At 30.5% G+C, this 1921-nt stretch carries 2 protein-coding genes and 1 pseudogene; 1 reads left to right on the top strand and 2 read right to left on the bottom strand.

The annotated features are described in order from the left end of the window. Positions 1–204 (top strand): annotated as a pseudogene (locus FVB9532_RS19825) (IS110 family transposase); the annotation flags it as partial. A gap of 47 nt (positions 205–251) precedes the next feature. On the opposite strand, the gene FVB9532_RS19215 reads toward FVB9532_RS19825, so the two are convergent. Then, on the bottom strand, positions 252–830 hold the full coding sequence (locus tag FVB9532_RS19215; protein ID WP_150546802.1) for a hypothetical protein: 579 nt from the start codon (positions 828–830) through the stop codon (positions 252–254). A 33-nt stretch (positions 831–863) separates the two neighbouring features. Beyond that, positions 864–1661: a hypothetical protein gene (locus FVB9532_RS19210; RefSeq protein ID WP_150546801.1), complete on the bottom strand. Its 798-nt coding sequence runs from the start codon at positions 1659–1661 to the stop codon at positions 864–866. Positions 1662–1921: the final 260 nt, after the last annotated feature.

Genomic DNA, 1921 nt, shown 5'->3' with positions numbered 1-1921 from the left:
AATTTGTTATTTATGTGCAGTTTTAATGCGTGTAGATATAACAAAGCTTGCAGGGAAATTTATGAACGAATAGTGGCCAAAGGAAAGAGCAAAAAATTGGCTTTAATTGCCGTATGCAACAAGCTACTAAAACAAGCTTTTGCCATAGCAAAATCAGGGTTGATTTATGACGATGCTTATAGAAGTAATTTAGTGAAAAATTAATGAATTTTTACTTGTTTTTTACTACAGTACTTTGTTGCCAACTGGCTTTATTTCATTATTTCAGTCAGATAAACAATTCCGAAAATCCAACCAACATAGAGTAGAGTATAAGTCAGCGAGTAAATTGCTGAAATTCCAATATCTCCTTTTGTATCTTTTGATTTATTAAAAACAAATTTTAATGCCCTGAAAAAAATCCAATATAACATTGCTAAAATTATAAAAAGGGAAAACCAAAAAACAGCTTCCAAAACGATTAGTAATACAATTATCAAAATTGTCATTCCAATCCACAAGAGAATTGATAAAATCAATCCACCAATTCCATCTCCAATATCAATTGAAGGTGTGTCGAAAGTTGGTGAAGCATTTCCCATTATATCACCTCGTTTAAAATTCCGAAACTTTGGGAAATTGTCAATCAATCCAATTCCTTTATAAAGTCCATAAGCCATAAATAGGAATAGTGATGTTGCTATAATTCCTAAAGACAAATATAGATTTGAAGTAAGACTTCGGTTATAATTAATTCCAGTCAAATAAACAGTTAGAATTGTAATTCCCATTACGAGTAATGAAACTATGAAAACGGATTTTCCTTTTAAATAATTCTGTTTAATTTTCAATTCAGAGGTTTTTGGTCAGCTTGTTGGCAATAGTTATTTATTCTTTAATGGTTCAATTTTTTGTTCAGCAAATAATTTCTCAAAATCATAGGTGTTCATATTCTTGACATAATCGATATCATCTTGGTCAACTCCACCACCAAAAAAATTCCCACTTCCTTTAACTTCGTAATCTAAAATACTGTCTAATCTTATATTCAATAATCCATTTTCATTTTTCTTGATTAATAGTAAGACATTTATTTCTGCCCTTTTTTCTGGAATAGTCAATTTCGATAAATATCTGTCATTTTTTAAAGAGACGAAAAATAATTTGGTTTCACGAGCTTTTTCTAATGTTGTGTTTAGGTCAGTATTGTAATTGGCTTTAAGATTAATTTCTCCAAAATCACTTGCAACAGATGTCGCAATAAAGGCAAAGACGCAAATTCCGATAATAGAGGGTTTCCAAATTTTGTTCGGCTGTATTATTTGTCGAAAATCCAGTTTCCAATATTTGTATGAAATTGGTAAAATAAATAAAGACATTAAGTCTGTGTAATCTACAGTTCGGTCAATTCCGATTCCGTAAGAGTGAGCAAAGTCAAAAATAGGTTGTGAAAATTCCGATTTCCAAAACATAAATAAAATTCCGGTTAAGATATAAATCGGCCTAATTCTTTTCGGGAATAAACAACTGAAAAAATAAGGAAAAGCAAAAAGTCCAGCAAAATCAGATAACTTTCCAGTCAGATAATTGTGATATTCATATTTCAGGTAAAAATCGTTAATCAACAATAGAAATATTGAAGTAAGAAATAAAATTCGGTATAAGTGTTTTTCTTTAGTCACGATTTTTTTTACAATTATTGCTAATGTAATTGTGTATGATTTCGTTGCGTGTTTCAGCAACTAATTTAGCAAATACAAACCGAACCTGCCAGCCGGCAGGCTGGTAGAAAATCCGCGAGGATTTTCGTAAGTAGGCGAGTAATAGCAATGAATTATACACGTTGTTAGCGGTAGTTTTTATTATTTCGTATTCTATATGTTCTTATTATGTTTTCTAATTCTCTGTGTGTTACATTCAGAGAGTCAATTTCAATTTTTTC

Source organism: Mesonia oceanica, from assembly GCF_902499555.1.
In the GTDB taxonomy this organism is placed as follows: Bacteria; Bacteroidota; Bacteroidia; order Flavobacteriales; family Flavobacteriaceae; genus Mesonia; species Mesonia oceanica.
The sequence above is the reverse complement of the archived record's forward strand: the minus strand, read 5'-3'. Positions and strand labels throughout refer to the sequence as shown.